The 19,748-nt window shown below is 66.6% G+C and carries 15 protein-coding genes; 4 read left to right on the top strand and 11 right to left on the bottom strand.

The window, feature by feature from the left end:
- Window positions 1-18: 18 nt before the first annotated feature.
- The 6 genes from ACS5PN_RS24470 to ACS5PN_RS24445 form a co-directional block, all read right to left on the bottom strand.
- Complete coding sequence (locus ACS5PN_RS24470) at window positions 19-2,604, bottom strand: TonB-dependent receptor (RefSeq protein WP_439466640.1); 2,586 nt, start codon at window positions 2,602-2,604, stop codon at window positions 19-21.
- Between the two features lie 223 nt (window positions 2,605-2,827).
- Complete coding sequence (gene fahA / locus ACS5PN_RS24465) at window positions 2,828-4,057, bottom strand: fumarylacetoacetase (RefSeq protein ID WP_439466639.1); 1,230 nt, start codon at window positions 4,055-4,057, stop codon at window positions 2,828-2,830.
- The gene (hmgA, locus tag ACS5PN_RS24460) at window positions 4,054-5,337 is read right to left on the bottom strand and encodes a homogentisate 1,2-dioxygenase (protein ID WP_439466638.1); all 1,284 of its coding nucleotides are present in this window, start codon (window positions 5,335-5,337) and stop codon (window positions 4,054-4,056) included. Before hmgA ends, fahA begins: the two co-directional genes overlap by 4 nt.
- Window positions 5,330-5,530 (bottom strand): DUF2783 domain-containing protein, encoded by a 201-nt coding sequence (locus tag ACS5PN_RS24455; RefSeq protein WP_439466637.1) that lies wholly within the window; start codon window positions 5,528-5,530, stop codon window positions 5,330-5,332. Before ACS5PN_RS24455 ends, hmgA begins: the two co-directional genes overlap by 8 nt.
- Window positions 5,527-7,107: an FAD-dependent oxidoreductase gene (locus ACS5PN_RS24450; protein WP_439466636.1), complete on the bottom strand. Its 1,581-nt coding sequence runs from the start codon at window positions 7,105-7,107 to the stop codon at window positions 5,527-5,529. Before ACS5PN_RS24450 ends, ACS5PN_RS24455 begins: the two co-directional genes overlap by 4 nt.
- A complete protein-coding gene (locus ACS5PN_RS24445) occupies window positions 7,107-8,075 on the bottom strand; it encodes an MBL fold metallo-hydrolase (protein ID WP_439466635.1) in 969 nt (322 codons plus the stop codon). The genes ACS5PN_RS24450 and ACS5PN_RS24445 overlap by 1 nt, the downstream gene beginning before the upstream one ends.
- A 72-nt stretch (window positions 8,076-8,147) precedes the next feature.
- Here ACS5PN_RS24445 and ACS5PN_RS24440 point away from each other — a divergent pair, with 72 nt between their 5' ends.
- Together ACS5PN_RS24440 and ACS5PN_RS24435 are read left to right on the top strand one after the other, a co-directional pair.
- Entirely contained in the window at window positions 8,148-8,873 is a 726-nt protein-coding gene (locus tag ACS5PN_RS24440; RefSeq protein WP_439466634.1) for an IclR family transcriptional regulator, read from the top strand.
- Window positions 8,874-9,355: 482 nt separating this feature from the next.
- Complete coding sequence (locus ACS5PN_RS24435; protein WP_439466633.1) at window positions 9,356-12,052, top strand: TonB-dependent receptor; 2,697 nt, start codon at window positions 9,356-9,358, stop codon at window positions 12,050-12,052.
- Between the two features lie 75 nt (window positions 12,053-12,127).
- Here ACS5PN_RS24435 and ACS5PN_RS24430 read toward each other — a convergent pair whose 3' ends face one another.
- On the bottom strand, window positions 12,128-13,006 hold the full coding sequence (locus ACS5PN_RS24430; RefSeq protein WP_439466632.1) for a LysR family transcriptional regulator: 879 nt from the start codon (window positions 13,004-13,006) through the stop codon (window positions 12,128-12,130).
- Between the two features lie 129 nt (window positions 13,007-13,135).
- On the opposite strand from ACS5PN_RS24430, the gene ACS5PN_RS24425 reads away from it, so the two are divergent.
- A complete protein-coding gene (locus ACS5PN_RS24425) occupies window positions 13,136-14,002 on the top strand; it encodes an SDR family oxidoreductase (protein WP_439466631.1) in 867 nt (288 codons plus the stop codon).
- Here the strand turns inward: ACS5PN_RS24425 and ACS5PN_RS24420 are convergent.
- On the bottom strand, window positions 13,999-14,832 hold the full coding sequence (locus ACS5PN_RS24420; protein WP_439466923.1) for a DMT family transporter: 834 nt from the start codon (window positions 14,830-14,832) through the stop codon (window positions 13,999-14,001). The two genes, ACS5PN_RS24425 and ACS5PN_RS24420, sit on opposite strands and share 4 nt — an antisense overlap.
- A gap of 177 nt (window positions 14,833-15,009) precedes the next feature.
- Between ACS5PN_RS24420 and ACS5PN_RS24415 the strand changes: the two genes are divergently transcribed.
- Window positions 15,010-15,867, top strand: coding sequence for a LysR family transcriptional regulator (locus ACS5PN_RS24415; protein WP_439466630.1), 858 nt, complete (start codon window positions 15,010-15,012; stop codon window positions 15,865-15,867).
- On the opposite strand, the gene ACS5PN_RS24410 is transcribed toward ACS5PN_RS24415, so the two are convergent.
- From ACS5PN_RS24410 to ACS5PN_RS24400, 3 genes are all read right to left on the bottom strand, one after another.
- Entirely contained in the window at window positions 15,851-17,059 is a 1,209-nt protein-coding gene (locus ACS5PN_RS24410) for a glycoside hydrolase family 27 protein (RefSeq protein ID WP_439466629.1), read from the bottom strand. The two genes, ACS5PN_RS24415 and ACS5PN_RS24410, sit on opposite strands and share 17 nt — an antisense overlap.
- 11 nt (window positions 17,060-17,070) lie before the next feature.
- Complete coding sequence (locus tag ACS5PN_RS24405) at window positions 17,071-18,549, bottom strand: MFS transporter (protein ID WP_439466628.1); 1,479 nt, start codon at window positions 18,547-18,549, stop codon at window positions 17,071-17,073.
- 97 nt (window positions 18,550-18,646) lie between these two features.
- Window positions 18,647-19,693: a LacI family DNA-binding transcriptional regulator gene (locus ACS5PN_RS24400; RefSeq protein ID WP_439466627.1), complete on the bottom strand. Its 1,047-nt coding sequence runs from the start codon at window positions 19,691-19,693 to the stop codon at window positions 18,647-18,649.
- Window positions 19,694-19,748: the final 55 nt, after the last annotated feature.

The raw sequence follows: 19,748 nt of genomic DNA, 5'->3' as shown, positions 1-19,748 counted from the left end.
CGGCTATCAGGACCTTACTTAGAACTTCGCGCGGACACCGATGCTGTAGCGGGCGCCGTTCTCGTACACACCCACCGGGATGCCGTCCACCGTGTTGGACTTGATCACTTCGTTGTTGATGTTGACGGCGCTGGCGTACAGCGCGATCTGCTTCGTCACATCCCAGCTGGCCGAGGCATCCCACTGGCCGTAAGCGGCATTGACGACCTGGCCGCCCATCTGCACGTCGCCATAGCTCTTGGAGCGGTAGTTGTAGGAGACGCGCAGGCTGATGGGGCCCTGCTCGTAGTAGCCGCTGAAATTGAACTGGTCACGCGAGTTGCCCAACACCTTCAGGCGCGGCTGGCCCGTCACGGCGCCGGCTTTGGCGTCGGTGAAGGTGTAGTTCACGACGGTGCCGAAGCCGGTGTTGCCGAAGGGCTGCTGCCATTGCAGCTCGAAGCCCTTGATGTCGGCGCCGTTGTCGGCGTTGTAGGGGCGCTCTACCGTCAGCGTCTCGTTGCCCACCTGCTCGGACTTGGAGGCCTTGTAGGTGAAGGTGTCGAGCTTCTTGATGAAGAAGGTGCCCGAGACCAGGGCGGCATCTGCGTAGTACCACTCGGCGCCGATTTCGGCCTGGTTGGCATGCACCGGCTTCAGCATGGGGTTGCCGGCATAGCCCTTGGACAGCACGGTGCCGTCGCGGCGCAGGCCGGGGCTGAGCAGGTCGAAGGTCTGGCGGGCCATGGCACGCGAGACCGAGCCACGCACGATGACCTGCTTGCTGAGGTCATAGACGACGTTCACGCTGGGCAGGGCATCGGTGTAGTTGTTGCCGACGCTGGTGGGCGAGAAGCCGCCGGTCGCGTTGCCGAGGTAGCCGTCCGACGTTTGCTGGGTGCGCACGAAGCGCAGGCCGAAGTCGCCGCGCAGCTGGCCCATCGCGTAGTCGGCCTTGGCATACAGGGCCGTGATCTTCTCGTGGATCTTGTAGTTCTCGTTGAGCACGTCCTTGTAGGTCATGGCCTTGTCGAACATGGGGATGCCCTTGCTCGCGACGAGACCGTCGTCATACCAGGCGTACTGCGTCAGGGCGTCGGAGGTGGCTGCCTGCTGGCTCAGCAGCGGCGAGGGGCCGGTGGACAGGTCAGACAGCGAGAACGATTGCCAGCCCGGCGAGTTGGGACCGGCCGTGCCCTGGATGCGGGAGTTCTTCAGCGTGTTGTCGCGCAGCTTGAGGCCGAACTTCACCGACTTGATGACGCCGCTGTCGAGGTCGAAGGTGACGTCGCCCTGGGCATAGTTCTCCTTGGCCTCCATGCGGCGGATGCGGTCGTCGCCGGACTTCAGCGTCAGGGCCTTGGGGTCCAGCGGGCTGATGTCCAGGTACTTCACGCCGTAGTGATCCGGGCCCAGGCTGATCTGGGTGCGCGTGTCGCCCTCCATCCAGAAGTGGCGGTCATGCGAGCTGCCGCCCTGGCTGTCGGTCGTGCCGACCTGGCCGTGCAGCGTCCAGTTGCCGCCCTGGTAGTTGCCGTCCAGGTCCGCCACCTTGGACTTGATATAGCTCTCGCGGTAGATGGGCTCGAAAGACACACCGGTCTTGGGGCCGAAGGTGCCGCCCACGAGGGCCTTGCTGCCATCGCTGACGGTGATGAACTTCGGGTCGACGGCGCTGATGACGCCGCCCACCGCCAGGCCGCCGGCCTGCCAGAGGTAGTTCTGGTTGTTGTTGTTCATCTTCATGTCCGAATCCATCAGGTTCAGGACGATGTCGGTGGCCGGGTTGGGCTGGAACTGCAGGGCCAGGTTGGTGGTCGTGCGCTCGCGCTCCTGGCGGAAGATGGCCGAGCCGCCGCCCCAGGAGGCATAGGCATTGGTGACATTGCCGTTCTGGTCCTTGACGTCGTACTTGCCGTCGGAGAACTGCTCCAGGCCGTCACGGCGCATGTGGCGCTTCTGGCTGCTGACGGCCAGCAGCACGCCGAAGGTCTTGGCGTCGTTCTTCCAGTTCAGCAGACCCGAGACCTGCGGGTCGGTCTTGCCGGGCAGCTTGCTGTACATGGCCTCGGCCGAGGCCTGCAACGTCAGCTGGTCCTTGAAGGCCAGCGGCTTGCGGGTCTTGACGATGACGAGGCCGCCAATGCTGCCCTCGTCCAGGTCGGCCGACGGGCTCTTGAAGACGTCCAGGCTGCCAACGATCTCGGAGGGCAGCACGTCGTAGTTGAAGCTGCGCGTCTGCGGTTCGTTCAGCCACCACTCCGACGACGCCACGGCCTGGCCGTTGAGCTGCGTCATGTTGAGGTTCTTGTCGGTGCCGCGCACGAAGATGGCCTTGCCTTCACCCCAGATGCGGTCCACCGAGATGCCGGGCACGCGCTGCAGCGAGTCGGCCACGTTCTTGTCGGGGAACTTGCCCACGTCCTCGGCGCTGATGGAGTCGACGATGTTCTGCGACTCGCGCTTCTCGGCGAGGTTCTTCTTCAGCGTCGCCCGCACGCCGCGGATTTCCACGGTGTCGAGTTGCTGGGCGGCCTCCTGAGCCATGGCGCCGAGCGCGCTGGCGCCGAGCGCAAGGCCGATGAGGCGGGGCAAGAGGTTCTGCTGGAAGTGAGGCTTGGCCACGTAGGTGCTCCTGGGCAACGAGTTCTGTTGGACAACAAAGGCCTGGCCCGTCGGCGGGTGTACCGACAGGGTGGGCAGTTCTCGAAAAGGCCAGGGCTGCGTTGTCTCTTGTCGTCAGTCCCCGGCCAGTGGCGGCAATCTAGCGGCGGCGCTCCCGCGCGGCGCACCTCGTTGCGCTTTGTTGGACTTCATTGCGCCGACGTTACGTTGGCGCAAGACAGGCTCAGGTGGCAGGGGTGATTTGGCCGTCGCAGGCCCCGAAACCGATGCGGCGATATCCGGGTTTCTCCGCAAAGGCGCGGATGCCGAGCTGGTCGCCGTCCAGCACGAAGGTGCGCTGTTCACCGTTCGGCAAGGTGATGGGCTGCTTGCCGCCCAGCGTCAGCTCCAACAGCGAGCCGGCTTCGCTTTGCTCGGGGCCGCTGATGGTGCCCGTGCCCAGCAAGTCACCCGGCTGCAGGTTGCAGCCGTTGCTGGCGTGGTGGGTCAGCATCTGGGCCAGCGACCAATAGGCGTGGCGCAGGTTGGAGCGTGACAGCCGCGTCGGCTCGCTCATGGTCGGTGTCTTGAACCAGACCTCAAGCTCGATGTCGTAGCTGGCGTTGGCGCGGTGCGCCGGCGAGTCGAGATAGGGCAGAGGCTGGGGGTCACCTTCGGGGCGCGTGAAGGGGATACGGAAGGGCTCCAGCGCCTCCATCGTGACGATCCACGGCGAGATGGTGGTCCCGAAGTTCTTGGCCAGGAAGGGGCCGAGGGGCTGGTACTCCCAGGGCTGGATGTCACGGGCCGACCAGTCGTTCAGCAGCGTCAGGCCGAAGGCGTGCTCGTCCGCCTCGTCGATGCCGAAGGGTTCGCCCAGGGCATTGCCGGGGCCGACGAAGAGGCCCAGCTCCAGCTCGCAGTCGACGCGGGCGCTGGGCTTGAAGACGGGCACCTCGGCGTCCGGCGGTTTGACCTGGCCCTTGGGGCGGCGCAGCGGCGTGCCGCTGACGACGATGGAGGACGAGCGGCCGTGGTAGCCGATGGGCACCCATTGGTAGTTGGGCAGCAGCGGGTTGTCCGGGCGGAACAGCTTGCCGATGGCGCGGGCGTGATGGATGCCGGTGTAGAAGTCGGTGTAGTCGCCGATGCGGCAGGGCAGCGTGTATTCGGCCTGGGCCTGCGGCACCAGGTCGACCTCGGGCGCACCGGCCTTCAAGGTGTCGAAGAGGCGATGGCGCAGCGCCAGGCGCTCGCTGCTGGGGCGGGCCATCAGCGCGTTCAGGTCGGTGATGCCCCAGCCGGTCAAGTCCAGGATCTGGTCGCCGATGCCGACACCGACGCGCCAGGGCTCCAGGCTGCCGGCGCGTCGGAAGGAACAGAAGGGCAGGTTCTGCAGCGGAAAGTCGGTGGCGGGGTCGTTGGCCGAGGCGACCCAGGAAAGGGCGGCGGCGTCGTGGGTGTGGTCAATCATGGGTTGAACTCTTCTTTCAGGTCACGCCAGCAATCGGCATAGGTCTTCTCGAGCGGCGCATCGTTGAGTGCCCAGCTCGTGGGCTTGAGGGGCCAGCGCGTCTCGAACATGAAGGCCAGTGTCTGGTCCAGCTTGTGCGGCTTCAAGTCGGCGTTGCTGGCCTTGTCGAAGGCCTCGGTGTCGGGGCCGTGGGGCACATAGCTGTTGTGCAGGCTGGCGCCGCCGGGCTTGAAGCCCTCGGGCTTGGCGTCGTACTGGCCCAGCACCAGACCCATGAACTCGCTCATCACGTTGCGGTGGTACCAGGGCGGGCGGAAGGTGTCTTCGGCCACCATCCAGCGCGGCGGGAAGATGACGAAGTCGACATTGGCCCAGCCGGGGGTGTCGCTGGGGCTGGTCAGTACCGTGAAGATGCTGGGATCGGGATGGTCGAAGCTGACGGTGTTGATCGTCATGAAGCGCGACGTGTCCCAACGGTAGGGCACGAGGTTGCCATGCCAGGCGACGACATTGAAAGGGCTGTGCGCCTGCCGGGCCCGCCACAGCTTGCCGCCGTAGCGCTTGACGATCTCGTACTCGCCTTGTCCCTGCTCATGCCAGGCCACCGGCGCCTCGAAATCGCGCGCGTTGGCCAGGCCGTTGCTGCCGATGGGGCCGAGCTCGGGCAGGCGCATGGCGGCGCCGAAGTTCTCGCAGACATAGCCTCGTGCCGGCACGTCCAGCGGATCGACCTTGAAGGCCATGCCGCGCGGCAGCAGGGCGATGGAGCCGGGGGCGACTTCCAGGCGTCCCAGCTCGGTCGTCACCAGCAGACGGCCCTGCTGGGGCACCAGCAGCATCTCCGCATCGGCGTTCACGAGCGCACGCCGGCCCATGGAGCGCGTCGCCACATAGGCCAGGGCGCCCATGCCCGTGATGCCCACTTCGCCGTTGACGGCATAGCTGCGCAGGCCGTCGATGAAGTCGCCATCGCCCTGCAAAGGCGTCGGGCCCCAGCGCAGCGGATCGGGCGGCGCGTGCTCACCTTCCGCGGCGCCGCTCTTCCACAACGTATGTGGCAGCGCCTCATAGCCCCCGACCACGACCGAGGGTCGGCGGCGGTACATCCAGGTGCGGTGGTTGTCAGCCCGCGGCGCGGTGAAGGCACTGCCCGACAGCAGCTCGGCATACAGGCCGTGCGGCGCCTTCTGCGGGCTGTTGCGGCCGATGGGCAAAGCGCCGGGATGGGCCTCGCTGCTGTGCTGGTTGCCGAAGCCCGTCAGATAGGTCAGTTCAGTCATGGTGTTCGTGGGCGGCTGCGAAGGCCTGGCGGAGGACTTCACGATCGCCGATGTGGTTGCACAGGATCAGGGTCAGGCGCGCCAGCCAGTCGGCCGCCTGTTCGTCACTCAAGCCGGCCTGGGCAGCGATGAGTTCGGCATAAAAGGCGTCCGCTTCACGTCCGAAATTTGGGGTCAGGTTCAATTGGCTCATTGAGGCCTCCCATGGGCGCGGGCCAGCGCGGATGCCACCGCACCGGCGTCGAAGCGATGCCAGCGGGCGGCTACGACAGCGTCGGGGCGAATCAGCACAACGCTGCCCGGACGGGCGCCATAACGCGTGGCGGCGATGCCCTCGCCCGGCAGCGTGACGACCTGCAGGCCCGGCACTTCGACGAACCAGCCAAAGGCCAGCAGCACAAAGCCCTTGCCGAACTGCTCGCTGAGCCAGCCATCGCCGTCCAACGGCGCATCGGGCGCCGGGCAGCCGGGCGCAGGGCCGTTCGTCCACGCTTCGGCACCGACCGTACTCAGCGGCGAATCGACATGCTCGGTCGGCATCGACAGCCGCCCGCTGTTGACCAGCGGTTTGGCGAACTCCGTGCGCGCAGCGAGGTCCAGCGCGGCCTTGCGCAGGCGCAGGCTCAAGGCGCTCTTGGGACTGATGAAGTCGGTCGCCCGCGTCGAATGGCCGATGTTGTCGTCAGCGGCTTCCAGGCGCTCGAATTCATAGGAGTCCAGCAGCACGTCGCCGCCCTCCCCTTGGATCACGGCGGCCAGCTTCCAGCCGAGGTTGTCGGCGTCCTGCACGCCGCTGTTGGCGCCACGCGCGCCGAAGGGCGAGACCTGGTGGGCCGCGTCACCGGCCAGCAGTACGCGACCGACACGGAAGCGCTCGGCACGGCGGCAGCAGAACTGATAGATGGACGACCAGGCCAGCTCGAAGCCGTGCGTCCCCAACATGGCCGCGACGCGAGACTTGATGCGCTCGGGGTCGCGTTCGGCCTCCACATCGGCATCGCGGCCGAGCTGGAAGTCGATGCGCCAGAGTCCATCGGCCTGGGCGTGCAGCAGCACGGACTGGCCGCGATGGAAAGGCGGGTCGAACCAGAACCAGCGCTCCGGCCTGGCCGGGTCGAGGCCGCGTGGCCGCACAGCGGTCGCCAGGCGCACGTCGGCGATCAGGAAGCGGTCTTCGAAGACCTGACCCTGGAATCCCAGGCCCAGCAGTGTTCTTGTGGGACTGCGCGCACCGTCGCAGCCGACCACCCAGTCGGCCCGCATATCGAACAGGCCGTCCGGCGTGCGCACATTCAGCGTGACGCCTTCGTCATCCTGTTCCAGTCCGATCAACTCGTGCTTGCCGCGCAGCTCGATACGCGGGTCCAACTGCACGGCGCGCACCAGCCGCGCCTCGACCTGGTCTTGCTGCAGATTGACCATGGCCGGCATCTTGTGATGCGCCTCGGGCAGCAGGTCGAAGGCATAGGCCTCGTGCTCGCCGTGGAAGACGCGGCCGCGCTGCCAGCGCACGCCCTCGCGCGCAACGGGCTCGCCGACACCGAGGCGGTCGAAGACCTCCAGCGTCTTCTTGGCCCAGCAGACGGCGCGCGAGCCCTCGCCGATGCGGTCGCTGTCGTCGATGACGACGACGGGCACGTCGCGCCGCGCCAGGTCCAGCGCCAGCGTCAGCCCGACCGGGCCTGCGCCGACGATGACGACCGGCCGGCGCTCCGGCTGACCGGAGCGCTGCTCCAGCGTCTGGTGATACGGGTAGCGCGGCAGGTCCATCAGGCTCCTTCCAACGCCTTCCACATGTCCACGTCTCGCTCTGCCGTCCAGATGCGCGGATGTGAAGTGCCGCCCGCCTCGTCATAGGCCCGCGTCACATCGAAAGGCATGCAGTGGTCAAAGATGACCCAGTGGCCGTACTTGGGCCGCAGCGCCGCCATGGTGCGCTGGTAGACGGCCTTCAACTCCTCGCCGGCCCTCACACCCGACTGCACGGCGGCATAGAGCTCGCTGACGAATGCGCGCGTGCCATCCAGGCCAGCGGCGACTTGCTCGGCGCCCTTCAGCGCGGGGCCACGACCGGGCACGAGGGCTTGGGCATTCAGCTTGGCGATGGCCGCAAGAGTCGCCGGCCAGTCTTCGAAGTGGGCATCGCCGCAATAGGGCGTCGCATCGAACTCCACCAGGTCCCCGCTGAACAGCACCTTCTCCTCGGGCAACCAGGCCACCGTATCGCCGGCCGTATGACCGCGGCCGGGCGAGAACATCTCGACTTTCACGCCGCCCAGGTCCAGCGTCAGCCGGCCGCTGAAGGTCAGCGTCGGCCAGGTCAGGCCTGCCGGCACGGACTCGACATTGCGGAACAGGCGCGGGAAGCGGCCGATCTCGCTGGCCTTGTCCTGTTCGCCTCTCTCCTTGATCAGGGCCAGCGTACCCTCGCTGGCGATGACCTGCTCCAGGCCCTCGGCCTTGAAGGCGGAAGCGCCCAGCACGCGCACCGCGTGGTAGTGGCTGAGCAGCACGTATTTGATAGGCACGGCCGACACCTCGCGGATGCGGCGGATCACGTCCGCCGCCATGACGGGTGTGGCCTGGGTGTCGATCACCATGGCCGCATCGCGACCGATGACGATGCCAGTGTTGGGGTCGCCCTCGGCCGTGTAGGCCCAGGCATGCTCGGACAGGCGCTCGAAGCTGACCTGCTTCTCTTCCAGGTCGGCTTGCGAGGCAAAGGCTTTGGCGGTCATGGCGGTCTCCGGCTGCGTCAGGCCCGAAATTTAGCCTATTCCAAATCAATTCACCAATATAGAATTTTGAACATGGCGGAAACCAAGGCCCCCCGCGGCATCCAGAGCATCGAAGTAGGCGGCCAGTTGCTGCTGGCCCTGGTTCACCACGGCCGGCCGATGGCGCTGAAGGACCTGGCCCGTGAGGCGGGCATGACGCCGGCCAAGGCCCACCCCTATCTGGTCAGCTTCATCAAACTGGGCCTGGTGGAGCAGGACGGCGGCAGCGGCCCCTACGGCCTGGGCCCACTGGCCCTGCAGCTCGGCCTGATCAGCCTGCAGCAGTACGACCCGGTGCGCCTGGCCACCCCAGTCATCGAGGAGCTGGCCGTGCAGCTCGGCCACACGGTGGCCATCGCCGTCTGGGGCACGCGTGGGCCCACCATCGTGCGCGTGGCCGAGGGGCCGACGCCGGTGCACATCAGCATGCGGCATGGCACGGTGATGAGCCTGGCGGGCACGGCGTCGGGGCGGCTGTTTGCCACCTGGCGGGCGGAGGACGCCCAGGCCCTGGGCGAACCGCCGCCGGATTCGACGGTCACCGACGAGGTTCGCGCGGCCGGCCTGGCCACTTCGCGCGACGGGGTGGTGGCGGGTGTCAGCGCCGCGGCCGCCCCGGTATTCGAAGCCTCGGGGCGGTTGGTGTTGGCGCTGACGGCCATCGGGCCGACGGCCAGTTTCGACACGGCCCCGGATGGCCCTCTGGCCCAACGCCTGCGCGAGGCCGCCGCCCTCTTGTCACGGCGACTCGGCCGCTGAAATCCCCAGATGTCGCCACGACAGCCTGGCGACAGCAAATCTCGCAAAAACCCTCGCAAACTATTTTTGCCTTTGCGGCACATTGCCGTGGCTAATCAACACAACTCCTGATCACATTCGACCCAGCCCAGCCAAAAGTCATTCATTTATTAGCCAACAACAAATAAATGATTGAAACTTTTTGATACACCTTTTCCAGATGGTTGCCGAATGTGAAAATGGATTGCTGCGCTGAAAACTGCAGCATTTGAACCACATCTCCGCTTATTGCGAGGCCTGAACAACCTCATTGAAATCAACAGCTTGCATCGCAATCCGGACGCGATGACCCGCCGTTTCTGGGGAGGCTAGGGGTTTTCCCAAGCCAGGCTGAATTTCGCGCGCTCCGAAAATTTGCCCCAGCCACCGCCCGACCGGGCGCGTTGTTATTTGGCTGAGCCGTTTGGCAGCACACCCGCTAGCCATTCTTTTCTGGAGCAGAGATGCATAAGCAAACCAAAATCGCCGCCGCGGTCCTGATGACCGTCGGTGGTCTCAGCGCTTGGGCCCAACAGGCCGAGCCGCAACAGATCGAGCGCGTGACCGTCACCGGTTCTGCGATCAAGCGCATCGACGCGGAGACGTCGGTGCCCGTCACCGTCATCAAGATGCAGGACCTGCGCAACTCCGGCGTGACGTCGGTCGAGCAGATCATGTCCAGCCTGACGGCCGTGCAGCAATCGACCAATGCGGCCCAGTCCATCGGCTCCGGCAGCGGCGGCGCCTCCTTCGCCGACCTGCGTGGCATCGGCGCGGACAAGACCCTGGTGCTGCTGAATGGCGAACGCATCGCCAACAACGCGGTCGACGGCTCGGCTCCCGACCTGAACATGATCCCCTTCGCTGCCATCGAGCGCATCGAAGTTCTGCGCGACGGTGCCTCGGCCCTGTACGGCACGGACGCCATCGGCGGCGTGATCAACTTCATCACGAAGAAGAGCTACAACGGCGCCACCGTCACGCTCGGCTACGACCGGCCCAAGGCCGCAGGCGGCCGCGCCAAGAGCGCCAATGTCGGCTTCGGCTTCGGCGACCTCGCCACCCAGAACTTCAACGTGCTGGCCTTCCTCAGCGTGAAGAAGGAAGACCCGATCGCCGGTGACCAGCGCGATTTCAACAAGCGCATCGTCGGCGGACTGTCCAACAGCACCGACCCCGCCAACTACACCCAGGACTTCGGCACGCTGTACAACCCGGCCGCTCCGGGTTGCGCTGGCACCTCGCTGATCCCCGTCGCCGGCGGCACGCAGTGCAAGATCGTCACGCCCAACTTCGTCGACTTCGCTCCCAAGTCGGACACCGCCTCCGGCATGCTCAAGGGCACGCTGCGCGTCAATGACTCGCTGGAACTGGGCGCCGAAGCCTTCCTGACCCGCAACCGGGTCACGACGCGCATCGCCCCCGTGCCCTACGGCGGCTACTACATGAACCCGACCATGCCCAATGGTCAGAAGAACCCCTACTTCCCGACCGCTCACGTCGATCCGACCTTCGACGACGGCTCGGTCGGCCTGAAGCCCTTCAACCCTTCTGCCGCCTTTGCCAACCCGGTGGCCGTGCAGCCTGGCTTCGTCTACGTCCTCTGGCGCGACTTCCCCAACGGCTCGCGCGCCCAGATGAACGAGAACAAGCAAAGCCGCATCGTCCTGTCGGCCGACGGCAATGCCATGAACTGGGACTACTCGGTCAAGTTCTCGGCCAACAAGAACACCGTCGACCAGAACCTGACCGGTGGCTACGGTGACGGCGACATGATCGGTGAAGGCCTGCTCGAAGGCGTCATCAACCCCTTCGGTGCGCAGAGCGCCGCAGGCACCGCCCTGCTGGAAAAGGCTGCCCTGAACGGCAAGCTGCAGACCGCCGTCGGCAAGGTCAACATCTTCAAGGTCACGGCCAGCCGCGAACTGGGTGACTGGGTCGGCGCTGGCCGACCGGCAGCGATCGCCGTGGGTGGTGAGTACCGTCACGAGGACTTCGACTCGCATCCGATCAAGGATTTCGCCCAGCTCGTCTCGGCCTCCACCGGTGTCGATCCGGATGCGACCTCCAAGGGCACGCGCAAGGTCTATGCGGCGTACGGCGAACTCAACGTGCCGATCAACAAGGCCCTGGAGTTGACCGGCTCGCTGCGCTACGACAAGTACAGCGACTTCGGCGACAGCACCAATCCCAAGATTTCCTTCCGCTTCCAGCCCAGCAAGGAAGTGCTGTTCCGCGGATCGGCCTCCACCGGTTTCCGCGCCCCGACGCTGTTCGAGCTCTACAGCTCGACGTCGTTCACCAACACGGCCGGCAACTTCAACAACCCGATCAACTGCCCGGGCGGCACCGCCATCCCCGGCGCATCGCAAGCGAACTGCAACGGCCAGTTCCAGGTCCAGAACGGCGGCAACGCCTTCCTGAAGCCCGAGAAGGCCAAGAACTACACCCTGGGTGCCGTGTTCGAGCCGATGGCCGATATGAGCCTGGGCATCGACCTGTGGGCGATCAAGATCAAGAACGCCATCGCCGTGCTGCCGCAGTCGACGCTGTTCCAGGAATACCAGCAGTTCCAGCAGTACTTCCACTTCGCGCAACCTGGCAACCTGCTGTCCATCACCAGCAACTGCCCGGGTCCGAAGTGCGGTTATGTTGAGCAGCTGAACCAGAACCTGGGCGGCACCAACACCAACGGTGTGGACCTGAGCGCCCAGTACCGCCTGCGCTCCAACGTCGGCCAGTTCGACTTCACGCTGAACAGCACCTTCGTCAACAAGTACGAGTACCAGGACTACCAGACGGGCCCCTGGAAGCAGAACGTCGGCGTCTACTCCGGTGCCGGCCCGGTCTTCAAGTGGCAGCACAACCTGACGGCGAACTGGGCTTACAGCAGCTTCGCTCTGGGCGCCGCCGTGCACTACAAGTCGGGCTATGTGGACTTCACCCCGACCAACCACGTCTCGGCCTTCACGACGACCGACCTGTACGGCAGCTGGTCGCCCATCAAGGGCGCGTCTCTGCTGCTGGGCGTTCGCAACCTGTTCGACCGCGATCCGCCGTTCACCAACCAGGGCGACCTGTTCCAGTCCGGCGGTTGGGATTCGCGCTACGCCAACGCAGCGGGCCGCACCTACTACGTGCGCGGCACCTACTCGTTCTAAGCGCTCAAGCGCAAGCCAAGGGGCCCTTCGGGGCCCCTTTTTTTTGCCGCTGCGGGATCTCGCCGCTCGAGCTTCCTAGCCCGTCAGCACCAGGCTGCCCTCGGGGTAGCGGCTGCCCATGAAATCCACGAAGGCCTTGACCTTGGGGCTGGCCAGGCGCCGCGAGGTGTGCAGCACCCACAGCTCCACCTCCTTGGCCTGCAGGGCGCCCCACTGCACCAGCTCGCCGCTGGCGATCTGCCGCCACACGATGGAGTGCGGCACCAGGGCAACGCCCGCCCCGGCCAGGGCGGCGTCTCGGAGCATCAGCATGGATGAAAGCCTCAGCACCGGAGCAGGCTCGATCAACAGCGCGCCCCCGTCGATGGACCAGGTCTCGCCGTCGCGATAGGCGCTGACAACCGCCTCCACCCGCGCGGCCGCGGGGCCCGGCTGAGGCCGCGCGATGGACGGCGCAGCGACGACGACCAGGCGGTCCTTCGCAAAGCAGCGCCCCACCAGGGCCGAGTCCATGCGCGGATTCGGACGTATCGCCACGTCGAACTGCTCTTCGACCAGGTCCACCACCCGGTCCTCGGCCACCACCTCCAGCGTGACATCCGGATGGAGCTGCCGGAACTCGGCCGCAAGGCGCCCCATGGCCAACTGCGAGAACAGGATGGGTGCCGCCACGCGCAGACGACCGCTGACCTTGCCCGTCGCCTCGCGTGCCGAGGTGAAGGCGTCGGCCACCTCGTGCATGGGGCCTTCGGTCCGGCTCAGCAGGCGCTGGCCCGCCTCCGTCAGCTCCAGGCCCTTGGCACCGCGCTCGATGAGGCGCACGCCCAGTTGCTCCTCGAGATCGGCGACGCGCCTCGACAAGGTCGCCTTGGAACGCCGGCTGGCCCGGCTGGCGCGACCGAAGCCGCCATGGATGGCCACCAGATTGAAGTCGGCCAGGGCATTGAGGTCCATGTGTTTCACATCGTAGACAGATCGTCTTGATTTTGGCGTCTGTGTTTATTGGATGCAACGACCTATCTTTCGTTCACGCCAGGCAGCAACGCAGCGCCGGCTCCTCCCTCAACCCCACGAAAGTCCATCATGAGCATCCTCGTCATCGGCGCCACCGGCACCGTCGGCTCCCTCGTCGTCCAAGGCCTTGCCAAACAAGGCGCCCAAGTCACCGCCATGGTCCGCCAGGCTGGCAACCAGTCCCTGCCCGCCGGCGTCAACGGCGTCGTCGCCGACCTCGGCAACGTCCAGTCGCTGCGCCAGGCCATGGCCGGCGTGCGCACCCTCTTCCTGCTGAACGCGCTGGCCGCCGACGAAGTCACGCAATCCCTGCAGGCCCTCAACGTCGCCCGCGAGGCCGGCATCCAGCGCATCGTCTATCTCTCCGTCATCCACGCCGACCTCTACACCGACGTGCCCCACTTCACCGGCAAGCACACCGTGGAACGCATGATCGAAAGCCTGGACCTGCCCGCCACCATCCTGCGGCCGGCCTACTTCATGCAGAACGACATCACCATCCAACCCGTCATCGAGGGCTACGGCGTCTTCCCCATGCCCATCGGTCCCAAGGGCTGCGCCATGGTGGACGTGCGCGACATCGCCGAGATCGCCGTGGCCGAACTGCTGCGCCGCGACCGTGCGCCCGAACCCCTGCCCCGACTGACGCTGGAAGTGGCGGGCAACGAAGTCTTCACCGGCGAAACGGCCGCGGCAGTCTGGGCCCAGGCCCTGAAGCGCGAAATCCACTATGCGGGCGATGACGTCCAGGCCTTCGAAGCGCAACTGGCCCAGAACGCCCCCGGCTGGCTGGCCTACGACCTGCGCCTGATGATGAGCCGCATCCAGCAGCTCGGTCAGATCCCGGCGCCCGGCGCGGCCCGCAAGCTCGAGGACCTGCTCGGCCGCCCGCTGCGCACCTACCAGGCCTTCGTGGCCGAGCGAGTGGCGGCCTAAGGCTTGCTGACCAGGGCGATGCCAGCCAGCACCAGCAGGCTGCCGGCAACAAAGCCGGGCGCCAGCGCATCGCCCAGCAGCCAGACACCCAGCAGCACGCCGAACAGCGGCGTCAGGAAGGTGAAGGCGCCCAGGCGCGAGGCCAGGTAGCGGCGCAGCAGCCAGAACCAGGTCAGGAAGCTGGCGAAGGACACAACCAGGCTCTGGAAGCCGAGATGGGCCCAGACGGTCGCGGTGGCCTCGAAACGCCACTGCCCCGTCAACCAGGCACCGGGAAGCAGCAGCAAAAAGGCACCCAGCAGCTGGTAGAGCAAGGTCTCGGTCGCCGGCGCCGCGGCCAGCCGCGTGCAGCGGATGGTGACCGTGGTCGCTCCCATGGCCAGGCCGGCCATCAGGGCCAGCAGGTCGCCCAGCAGCGCCGAGCCAGCGCGGCCCTGGCCGCCGTCCAGAAAAGCCAAGGCGATGCCGCCGAAGGCCAGGGCTATGCCTGCCCAGCGGCGACGCTCCAGGCGCTCGGCCGGCAGCCGCCAGTGCAGTCCCAGGGCCGTGAACAGCGGCGAGCTGTAGAGAAAGACCACGACATGGGAGGCCTGGGTCAGCTGCAGGGCCAGGGCCACCAACAGGAACTCCAGGCCGAACAGCGAACCGGCCACGGCCCCGGCTGCCCAGCGGCGGCGATCCAGCGCTTCGCCGCGCCAGCGCATCAGCCCGGCCAGCAGCAACAGCGCGATGCCCGAGCGCAGCGCCACCATCAGCATCGGGCTGGCCTGTGCAGACACGGCCTTCAACGACACCTGCTGCAGGCCCCACAGAAAGCACAGGACCAGCATCACGCCGCCGGCGCGGACATCGAGCGGACCGGCCGTGATGGCGGGCGGGCGGCCCGTGGCGGCGGTGAAATCGGTGGCGGCAGGCTGGGTGGCGTACTTCATGGCAACCAATGTGCCGCCCGTCAATAAATCCGGAAAGCGGATAATTCGAAGCCACTCCATCCGCTTTTCGAATTCATGCGCGATCTGCAGATCGACTGGCTGAAGTGCTTTGTCGCCACGGTCGACGCCGGCTCGCTGTCCGCCGCCGCCGCCGAGATCCACCGCTCGCAGTCGGCCGTCAGCATGCAGCTGAAGAAGCTGGAGGCCGCCATCGGCCACCGGCTGCTGAAGCGGGACGCCCGGCAGCTCGAGCTCACCCATGAGGGTCAGACCCTGCTCGGCTATGCGCGCCGCATGCTGGACCTGCAGGCCGAGGCCCAGTCCGCGCTGCGCGAGGAAGAGGTCACAGGGCTGATCCGCGTGGGCGTGCCCGACGATTACGCCAGCCAGTACCTGACACCGGCCCTCAAGCGCTTCGCGCCGCGGCATGGCGGCGTCGAGATCCAGCTGGACTGCGAACAGTCGACCTCGCTGATCCCGCGCGTGGCCCGCGGCGACCTCGACCTGGCCCTGGTCTCGCGCGACCACGCGCGGCGCGGCACCCTGCTCTTTCACGAGCCCATGGTCTGGGTCGGCTCACCGCAGTTCGAGATCTGGCGCCGTGACCCGCTGCCCATCGCCGTCTACGAGGCCGCGAGCCTGGGCCGGCGCAGCGCCATCAACGCCCTGGCGCTTCAAGGTCGGCCCTACAAGATCGTCTACAACAGCTCCAACCTGGCCGGGCAGATCGCCGCCGTCGAAAGCGGCATCGCCGTGGCCGTGCTGACGCAGTGCAGCGCGCCGCCGCATCTGCAGCGGCTGGGCGCCGAGCACGGCCTGGGGCCGCTGGAGCCCATGGAGGTGGCGGTCTACCGCAGCCAGGCGTCCAAGGGCAACAAGGCGGTGGACAGCCTGCAGCGGTTGCTGGTGCAGACGCTCAGGGCGAGGGTGTGACGCGCACCATCAGCACGCCATGAGGCTGCACGCGGCCGCCGAACTCGCCGGCGACGCCACGGGTCTTTTTGCCTGACCACAGGTCATGCACCTCGGCCTTGAGCTTTGGCGCCATGTCCAACTGATCCCACGTCACCTTCATGTCCGCCGGCTTCTCGCCACGGTTGAACAGCACCGCCGCGCGATCGCCACCGGCCAGCGTGCGCACCCAGACCTCCAGTTCGCCCTGGCGCCAGATGCGCCGGCCCTGGCGGCCCAATGGGTCCTGGTCGACCCGGATGACGTCGGCATTGGTCAGGATGCGCTGGGTGTTCGCGTCCATCTTGGCCATGTCGTTGCCCGCGATCAGCGGCGCGGCCAGCATGGCCCAGATGGAGAAATGGCTCTCGTACTCCGCCGTCGCCATGCCGCCGTTGCCGACCTCCAGCATGTCGGGGTCATTCCAGCCATTGGGCGCGGCATCGGTCCACAGCTCGGCGTTCATGTCGATGATGTCCAGCAAGCCGTGCGACCACTCCTTCTTGCCCTTCCAGGCATCCCAGATGTCGCCGGTGGTGCGCCACAGATGGCCGATGGGCTGAGCCCAGCGGCCGGGCTGGCTCGAACCCCATTCGCAGATGGACAGCACGATGTCGCGGCCCGATTCGCGCAGGGCCTTGGCCATGATGGTGTAGGCCGCCTCGGGGTTGCGCGGGCCGGTGTAGCACCAGTCGTACTTCAGCCAGTCCACACCCCACTTGGCGTACTGGCGCGCGTCCTGGAACTCATGGCCCGCGCTGCCGGGGCGGCCGCCGCAGGTCAGCGCGCCGGCGTCGGAGTACAGGCCGAACTTCAGCCCCTTGCTGTGCACATAGTCGGCCAGGGCCTTCATGCCCGACGGGAAACGATCGGGGTCGGGCTGGATATTGCCGTCGGCGTCGCGGCTCTTCTGCCAGCAGTCGTCGATGACGAGATAGCTGTAGCCGGCCGCCTTCATGCCCGAGGCCACCATGGCGTCGGCCTGCTGGCGGATCAATTGCTCCGACACATTGCAGGCAAACTTGTTCCAGGAGTTCCAGCCCATCGGCGGCGTGGGCGCCAGATTGGGCTTGGGGGCGTCGAGCTTGAGCGTCTCGTGTGGGGCGGCATGAGCAGCCACGGACAGGCAGGCGAAAGCTGCCAGCAGCGCACGCTGCAGCCAGATTGAATGCATGAGAACTCCAGTCAGACCGTGCCGCGACGCGCTTCCAGCTCGGCGCGGATCTCGTGCATGCGCTGCTCCGTCAGGAAGTAGCGCGACACGACGTAGAGGGCGACGAGCAGGCCGCAGATGGGGATGCCCGACAGGAAGATGCGGATCAGCAGCAGCGCGTCCTCGCCCTGCACCGGCAGCTTGGCGTCGAAGCCCGTGAACATCAGCACCCAGCCCGAGGCGCCGTTGCCCAGGGCCAGGCCGACCTTGGAAATCCATGACTGGCAGGCCGCGAACGAGCCTTCGCGGCGCTGGCCGCTGGAGAGTTCGTCATGGTCGATGATGTCTGCCAGCGCCGAGCCGTAGATGGTCCAGAAGCCGGCGCCGACGAAGGCCACGCCACCGCTGGCGAAGAGCTGCAGCCAGGGCAGCTGCGGGTTGTAGAAGAACCAGTCGCCGATGAAGGCGACGATGCCCAGCACCAGCACCGTCAACAGCGCGTTGCGCTTGCCCCAGTGCCTCGCCACCCAGCCGGCGAAAACGATGCCCACCAGGCCGCAGACCAGGCCGGCCATGCCCATCAGGGAGTTCCACTTGGTGGCTTCCACGACGTTGCCGCCGCAGACGTAGTAGACCGTCGCGTAATAGCCCAGCAGGCCCACCATGGACGTGGCCATGTTGTAGGCCAGCATGGTGCCCAGCATCTGGCGGAAGGGCCGATTCTTCAGCGTGCGGTAGAGGGTGTCCTTGAAGGGCACGCGCTGCTGGGCCTGGGCGACGACCTTGGCGTAATAACGCTCGCGCGTCAGCAGGAAGATGGCGACGGACACCACCACCATGATGGCGCCGAGGATGCTGGTGTAGACCTGGGCGCCGAGCAGGATGTCGGGCTTGCCTGACGCATCGTTGAAGAAGGCCAGCGTCGTGAACTGGGCGGCAACGAACATCGCCAGCTCAGGCAGCTTCTGGATGGCGTTCTTCACCGACATCACGCGGGTGCGCTCGTGATAGTCGGGCGTCATCTCCGCGCCCAGGCTGTTCCAGGGCATGTTGAAGCAGCTCATCACCGGCACATAGAGGCAGGTCGAGACCAGCATGAAGACGAAGTACTCGGTGTCGCTCCAGCCGCGGCCGACGGCGAACATCAGCGGCAGGCCGATGCCGGCCAGCACGCCGCCGATGAGGATGAAGGGCCGGCGCCGCCCCCAGCGCGTGCGGGTGTTGTCGGAGATCCAGCCGAACAGCGCGTCGGAGACGGCGTCGACGGCGATCTTCAGGAAGATGACGGTGGAGATCAGCCCCGGCGCGACACCGAGGAAGACATTGAAGACGTGGAAGGCCAGCGACTGGTAGAGCCAGTGGCCCCACATGTCGAGGAAGGAGCCCAGGCCAAAGCCGATCTTCTGCGGCAGGGGCACGCGGTCGGACGAGACCGTTGCGGCCGGCGACGCCGGCATGGCAGGACGCTGCAACGGAGGCGGCATGGCAGCCCCTTCGGGATCGGCGATCAAGACTGTCTCCTTCGCCTGCGCTCGTCACGCGGCTATTTTTTAGTAAACAGTTTGATTTTCGTTCGCCGATCGAACGAATGAAAGGCGGTGCTACTACCTAGGCGACAGCGGTCTTGCGCTTGGCCTTTTTCGGCGCGGGCTCGGCCTGGGCCGGCGCCGCGACCATGGAGCTCTCGCGCACCACCAACTCCACCGGCAGCGAGGCGTCATTGGGCGCGATATCGCCCTCGATGAGGGCACGCGCCGCGACATTGCCGAGCGCCTCCTTGTCCATCTTCACGGTGGACAGCGGCGGCTTGTTGCGCGACGCAGCCTCGATGTCGTCGTAGCCGATGAAGCGGATGTCCTCGGGCACGCGCAGGCCGTGCTCCAGACAGACTTCGATGGCGAAGATGGCCGTCGAGTCGTTGTAGGCAAAGACGGCGTCCGGCGGCTGGGGCAGGGCCAGCAGGCGCGTCATCGCGTCGCGGCCGGCGTCGCGGTATTCCAGCGCCGGGTCCAGCGTGACTTCGTAGTCAGGGTCGAACAGGCGGCCTGCCTCGAACAGCGCGCGGCGAAAGCCCTTGGCGCGCAGCGACGTCGAGTAATGGGCCAGCGGCCCGAAGATGGCGGCGATGCGCTGGGACTGGCCTTCCAGCAGGTGCTGGGTGGCCAGCCAGGCGCCGAGCTGGTTGTCGTCGTTGACGCAGCGCACGCCCGGATAGAAGTGGTCCACCAGCACCAGCGGCAGCTCACAGCGGCGGATGGCCTCCATGGCCTCGGGATCGAAATAGCCGGCACCCAGCAGCGCATCGGCCTCATGGCGGCGCACCTGGCCGGCCACGTCGTCGCCCGCCAGCACCGACATGATGCTCAGCGGCACGCCGGCCTCGCGGCAGGCCGTCTCGGCGCCGTGCAGGACATAGGAATAGAAAGGGTTGTTGGCCAGCGAGCCGATGCTGCGGCTGTACAGGAAAAGCATGCGACGTGGCTTGCCGGTGCGCAGCTTGGCGGTGTCGTAGCCCAGTTGCTGGGCCACACCGAGCACCTGAGCGCGGGTCTGCTCCGACAACCCCGGCTGCCCCTTCAGCGCGCGCGACACCGTCCCGATGGACACGCCCGCGGCTTCGGCCAATTCGCGAATCGTCACTCCCTTGTCGGCCATTGCCCGCGCTCCCGCTGTTGTTTAGCACCCTGCATCGGCGCGATTGTGTCATCGC

Source organism: Roseateles sp. NT4 (assembly GCF_051857475.1).
Taxonomy (GTDB): domain Bacteria; phylum Pseudomonadota; class Gammaproteobacteria; order Burkholderiales; family Burkholderiaceae_C; genus Pelomonas.
This window is presented reverse-complemented; position numbering and strand designations above follow the sequence as displayed.